Below are 6000 nucleotides of genomic sequence, written 5' to 3'. Positions count from 1 at the left end.
TGTGGAAGCACAGCGATGTGTGTAGCTAACCAATACTAATTGCTCGTTTGGCTTGACCATACAACACCCAAGTGGTTTAAATCACTTTAAGTGTTGTATTGTAAAGTGTAATGATAACCTTAATCTTGATTTAGTAAAAACTTTAAAAAATGAAATTAAAATAAAACAGACTCATAACAGCGTTGTTAATCCTTTTACGCTGACGACAATAGCAAGATGGAACCACCTGATCCCTTCCCGAACTCAGAAGTGAAACGTCTTAGCGCCGATGGTAGTGTGGTTCGCCCATGTGAGAGTAGGTCATCGTCAGCACCTTATTTAGCCCCCTCTGTCGGATGATGGAGGGGGTTTTGGTTTTTAAAATCCTTGAATTTGTGTATAATAGCTTGACTTAACTTTACTTATAATTATTTATGTGAGTAACTTGCTTGTGCGTAGGGTGATATTAATGGGTGGGCAAAAGGCGTTTACGTTGATTGAGTTAATGGTGGTCGTGGTTGTGATTGGTGTGATTGGTATGATTGCTTATCCTAGTGTGATGCGGGTTTTGCGGGGGATGGAAGCAAATAATGTTACATCTGTCGTTATTGATGCATTAAAAGAAGCCTGTAGTCAAAGCCATATTACTAAGCAAAACATTGTTATGTGTCCTGCTGATGAGTCAAATCGTTGCCATAAGCAGTCGGGAGTAAAAATTATTGTGTTTAGGGATTTAGATGGTAATGCCCGTCTTGATGATGTGGGGTGTTAGGTTTGTCAAAGATGGCTTGGCAATCTTGGCGGTACATTCGGATTGCCCACACTCATCACCGCCGTGCCATAGGCAAGCACTTCCACACCGCCACCGTCTATCGCTGATGTCTCAATGCGTACGCCATAGATTTGGTTATAGCCGTATTCATGCGCCTGCTGTTTCATACGCACAATCGCTTCGCGCCTGCCACGCTCCAAAAGACTCTCATACACGGTCAAATTTTTGCCAAACAAACTTAAAAAATCAGCAAATACAAGCTTAAATCTGTCTTGGGCGATAGACACACTTCCCATCACAAGCGTGCCGTCCGTCTGCACCATTGGCACAAAAAAGCGTTCGTTTGAGATGATGATATACCCAAGCAAATGCTCGTCATTATCAAGGCTTTCCAAGTGCTTACGCTCATTCATCGTACCAAAATACCACCCCACAAAAAACAAAATAATGGCGATGACAATTTGCAAATTATCAAAAATCAGCTTGATAATGTTCATATCAATTACTCAAACGAAGTCGGATTAAACGCAGGGGGCTGTTGTGTGTTTTCAAACGGGGCATTTCGTACCGCTTTTACCGCCGTGCCATAAACAAAAATCTCAGACGCACCCACCGCTACATTGGACGTAGAAAAACGCACGCCGACCACAGCATCCGCTCCCATTGCACGGGCTTTGTCTATCATGCGCTCCAACGCTTCTTGGCGGGCTTCTTCTAACAGCTCAGTATAGGCGACAAGCTCCCCGCCCACGATGTTTTTGAGTCCCGCCAAAAAATCCTTACCAACGTGCTTGGTGCGGACGGTACTGCCATAGACTACGTCTAGGCGTTCGGTGATGGTGTGGTTGGGTAGGTGTTCTAGGTTGGATAGTTGCATGGGTTTTCCTTATTTAATTCAAAAGCAAAGTATAACAAAATCAAACCAATATGACAATTATTCTTGAAAATTTGACAAATTTAGGCTAAAATGGCGTTTTTTACTTCCCATCTAACTCCCACTTAAGTTGGCTAATAAATGACGGTGTGGTGTATCATGTCAAAGTTGGTTGATGATGATATGGCTACAATCGGCAAGCTTATGCTTGAAAATGCCTTTTTATTAGTGCTTAGGTTTATTGGATTTTTATCATGCGTAAAGACATTCATCCAGAATACCGTGAGGTATTGTTCCACGACACCAATGCGGACGTCTATTTCCTAACTCGCTCTACTGTGGCAACCAAGACCACTCGTGAATACGAAGGTGCCGAATATCCATACTTCCCACTTGATATTTCAAGTGCATCTCACCCATTCTACACAGGCGAGCAACGCCAAGCTGCCAACGAAGGTCGTGTGGCAAGCTTTAACAAGCGTTTCGGTGCATTTGCCAACCGTGGCAAAAAATGATAGATTTTACAAATCCATCTATGTCGTTAAAATACCCCAAATCTCTGGTTTGGGGTATTTTCTAAATGAAAATCGCGTTAAAAAGATAGGCGTGTCCTAATTTTTTTAAATAAACCTTTGATATGAGCTGGAGCGTGCAGCACTGGCACAATATGCCTGTTATCAACCTTGCAAATAATCGGGGGTTGATGTGGTAAATGGCTTAAATCAAGAAAAAAATTTGTTATGAACAGCAAGAATGCCAAGAAAAAGCCATTGGTAATATTATGGGTATTTTGATGATTTTTATAAAAGTAGCGACACATCCAGCACGTTATCTACGCATTACGCCATCGACAACTATCAGGTTTCCATTAATGAAGATAAAATATCGATGTCGTGATGGGAGCTGACACAGGCAAATTTTTACCTTTATTAAGGCATTAAGGCGATTTTTGAGCCGAGCCAAGCATTTTGGCGACAAGGAGCCTATCATCTTAACCCCTACCACGCCCATTCGTGAAGGTAGAAAAATCAATCTTGAAGACACCAAAGATTACTTTAAAGGTCTTTACAATGATGCTTATGGCAAGGAAATTGCGTCTGTGTCTATGAAATTGGCAATATTTCTGTCATTAATGATTTCATCAAACCTGAAAATTTGTCCGCTCTGGTCATGACACTCAGCTTGTTTGACAAAGGTGGTAATGTTTTCAATCGTCCCTTGGAGGCATTCACACGCCTAATTTGTTTTTTGTTTATCAGGATGTGCCAAAATCCTACCTAGAATGCTTCAAATGACTCAATCTGATTTTTGCATGGATAAACCACACTGTTTTGAAGGCAGGGCATTAGACTTTTTTCCAAACCTGGATTTTTGTGGATTTTTAAAAAAATTAACGCTAGTATTTATAAGGGTTTATGCTTAGTCTACAAGCAGATCTATTTAAAAAATATTTCGAAGGTTTTGATAATTTTTCTTGCGTTTTGGGTTCTTGCGTTTTGGGACGACTTTTCCAAAAAAGACAGCTTATACTGCCCAATGTGGCTTATATGCTAGACAGCTTATCTGCATGTTATTAAAGTTTGGTCAAAAAGATGGTGGCCTGTACTCAAAATATCATCGAAAATAAAGATATGCTGTTCAATGCCAAATCTATCAAAAAAATCAACAAAGATGTGGTGGTTTTGGTGGATGGCACCCTAGAAAATTGGGTTATGCCATCTCTGGTGACTCCCTAAGGGCTTCATGAAAATCGCGCAGGAGAGAGTATTGAGACCAATACAGAACAACATAACGCCAAAAAAGATGTAGCTGAAAGCGACAAAAACAGTTACCTGATATTGGTCATAAGGTTCTTGATAGCATAGCACCCCATATGGATGCTACATGAAGAGAATTGTCAGATTGCCTTTCCCAAAGAGCAGACCAATGCGATAAGCCGTATTTATTACATGATATTTAAAGCGGGTATTGATGAGCCAACACAAGTGCCGATTGACATTATTGATGACTGTATGTACAAAATCACTGACGCCACAAAGTAAGTAAAGATATGCTATTGAATGTTTTAAAGATGACTGGGTTTATATCGATGGTTGGGTGGCAAGCCTTGATGTTGGTTTGCAAAATCAAAAAGATAAAGTGCTGATTGTTTTTTTTAATAAAACTGGTGGGTGAGTTTGCCTCAAAAGTGCAAGCTGTTTTGGGATAAAAACACCCCAAAAGTTGTGTGTCACTTTTGGGGTACGCTTTAGCAGTTGATAATTTGGCTTATGCCCCTGATATGCTGGCATGAGCCAAGACGTCATCAACATTGGCGTTATTGATGATGATGTACAAATCAGCGGCTCTGATGTGAACATCGTTGCCAATATGATGGGTGGCTTGACTAAGCTCATTTATGTTGGCAAAAACATTGTCAAAGATGACCTTGTCATGGTCGCCAATATAGCTATTAAAGTCACGAATGATGTTCAAGCCAGCACTTTCTTGGTTAAATGCAAAAATGTCATCGCCGATACCACCAAACAGTATGTTGTTGCCTTTGCCACCATACAGATAGTCATTACCTTCACCGCCATACAGATGGTCGTTGCCATCATTGCCAAATAGGCGGTCGTCGCCTATTCCGCCGTGTAACAGACCATTGACGCCGTTTAGTGCGTACAGAACGTCATTGCCTTCTCTGGCAAAGATGATGTCGCCTGTCAAGACATCATCTGACTGGCTGCCTTCAAGATGGTCTTGATAGTCGATGTTTGTATTGCGACTTTTGATGAGATAGCGGTTGGAGACAAGACCTTCTGAGCTGATGTCATAAGGACGAATCTGGGTATAGGATTCGTTATTAAAGCCAATTTTTTCAACATTTTCAAGGTGTTTGATGCCTGTACCGTCTTTGGCGTGCATGAATACTGTGCCATCAGACAGTCGATAGGCATGCCAATCTTGGCTTTTGCCTTGTAAGATGACAGTATCAACACCTACACCGCCATCCACACGGTCTGCACCTTGTGCCAGTACGATGCGATCATTGCCATCTTTGGCATCGATATAGTCACCCTGATTACTGCTTTGTATAAGGTTGTTGTGGTTTGAGCCAATGATGAAACTACCAACTTTGTCCGCTTGATGGCTTTTGTCCTTGACCCACATGCTAAGACGTTCGACGGCATTTAGCTGATCGATGATGACACGGCTGTCTTTGTGAGTGAGTTCATAAAAAGATGAGTTGGTGATACGCTCCAAAGTATCTTGACCCAATGCACCTGTGTGTGCCGCCCAGCCTTGGGCAATATTGATAAGTGACATGACAAAGGGGTTATTGACATCCCATAATGCCGAAGCATACGCCCCTGTCACCAATACCACGTTGTCAATACTACTGTCAAAATCCTTGTCTATGTTGGACAATGCAGGACCGCCGCCAGCGATGGCATCGGCAACATTGATGTGAGAGCCTGTGATGCGATAGACGGCATCATTTTCATAGCCCATGTTCAAAATGACATCAGGATTGTCGTAGATAACAGGACTGGCATGACCGATGTATACCGCATCGTTAAAAAACCCATCAGCCAATGATTCACGGTGTTTTGCCATGATGTTGGTGTAGCCACCACCCAAGCTATAACCTGTGACCAATACATCTTCGCCCGATAAGTCGTGGGCGGTGGCATAGTCTTTGATGGCTTGCAAAAGTGGCTGCATGTTAGGGGCAATCTTACCTTCGTTGAGATGAAAATAATCCGCCACATCAAGCAAATCATTGGTGCCAGCCCAGCTGATGCCAAGACGAGTGGGCTTGCCAGCATCATCAAATTCACCAACCAACAGAACCTGCGGCCCTGAGCCATTAATCGGGCGGTTGCCGGTGATGGTGCTGGCAAAAGTGTAGTAGCCATAGATATCCACGGCACTGTTTGGCAGGTTGAGCTCGGCTGGGGTGAGTGAACGCCAGCCATCGGGCAGGGTTAGGGCGGCATTGATGTCTTTTAGTCCTTCAGGCACGAGTTTGGCGAAACTGGCGACATTGGCATGCTGAGCCAGCTTACTGGTGGTGTGCATGAGTTCGGTGGATTGGTCACTGTCAAAATGACGAAAGTCAAACATTCCCATGATAAATTCCCTGTTTGATTGGTGGATGAAAGTTAATCGCATTCTCAATATAACCAAAAAGATACAAAATAACAAGCGAAAAAAGACGTAATTTTGGATTTTGGCGATGAAAGTGTGTATCAGCGATTTATCATGGGTAAAATGCTGTCAATTTCACTCATAATGGGCTGTGGGTTGAGTGGGGATGGGCTGATGGGCTAGTTTTAACTTTTTAAAAATAAAATGCCTGTGATATAAATGAGTCATAAAAATACAGATT

At 42.4% G+C, this 6000-nt stretch carries 7 protein-coding genes and 1 rRNA gene; 5 read left to right on the top strand and 3 right to left on the bottom strand.

Translation table 11 applies throughout. From position 1 onward, the window contains the following. Positions 1-198: 198 nt before the first annotated feature. Positions 199-312: ribosomal RNA gene (gene rrf, locus DX073_RS05510) — 5S ribosomal RNA — on the top strand. A 136-nt stretch (positions 313-448) separates the two neighbouring features. After that, positions 449-751: a prepilin-type N-terminal cleavage/methylation domain-containing protein gene (locus DX073_RS05505; RefSeq protein WP_115006281.1), complete on the top strand. Its 303-nt coding sequence runs from the start codon at positions 449-451 to the stop codon at positions 749-751. 5 nt (positions 752-756) lie between these two features. On the opposite strand, the gene DX073_RS05500 is transcribed toward DX073_RS05505, so the two are convergent. Further along, a complete protein-coding gene (locus tag DX073_RS05500; protein WP_115006279.1) occupies positions 757-1248 on the bottom strand; it encodes a YbjQ family protein in 492 nt (163 codons plus the stop codon). A 5-nt stretch (positions 1249-1253) separates the two neighbouring features. Beyond that, complete coding sequence (locus DX073_RS05495; RefSeq protein WP_115006277.1) at positions 1254-1628, bottom strand: YbjQ family protein; 375 nt, start codon at positions 1626-1628, stop codon at positions 1254-1256. Between the two features lie 251 nt (positions 1629-1879). Between DX073_RS05495 and DX073_RS05490 the strand changes: the two genes are divergently transcribed. The 3 genes from DX073_RS05490 to DX073_RS14270 all read left to right on the top strand — a co-directional run bounded on the left by DX073_RS05490 (position 1880) and on the right by DX073_RS14270 (position 3667). After that, positions 1880-2140 (top strand): type B 50S ribosomal protein L31, encoded by a 261-nt coding sequence (locus DX073_RS05490; RefSeq protein WP_115006275.1) that lies wholly within the window; start codon positions 1880-1882, stop codon positions 2138-2140. Positions 2141-2574: 434 nt separating this feature from the next. Beyond that, a complete protein-coding gene (locus DX073_RS05485) occupies positions 2575-2799 on the top strand; it encodes a hypothetical protein (RefSeq protein WP_115006273.1) in 225 nt (74 codons plus the stop codon). Between the two features lie 703 nt (positions 2800-3502). Further along, on the top strand, positions 3503-3667 hold the full coding sequence (locus DX073_RS14270) for a hypothetical protein (protein WP_181814377.1): 165 nt from the start codon (positions 3503-3505) through the stop codon (positions 3665-3667). Between the two features lie 226 nt (positions 3668-3893). Here the strand turns inward: DX073_RS14270 and DX073_RS05480 are convergent, their stop codons facing one another. Then, entirely contained in the window at positions 3894-5741 is a 1848-nt protein-coding gene (locus DX073_RS05480; RefSeq protein ID WP_181814376.1) for a calcium-binding protein, read from the bottom strand. Positions 5742-6000: the final 259 nt, after the last annotated feature.

The organism is Moraxella lacunata, from assembly GCF_900453205.1.
Taxonomy (GTDB): domain Bacteria; phylum Pseudomonadota; class Gammaproteobacteria; order Pseudomonadales; family Moraxellaceae; genus Moraxella; species Moraxella lacunata_B.
The sequence above is the reverse complement of the archived record's forward strand: the minus strand, read 5'-3'. Positions and strand labels throughout refer to the sequence as shown.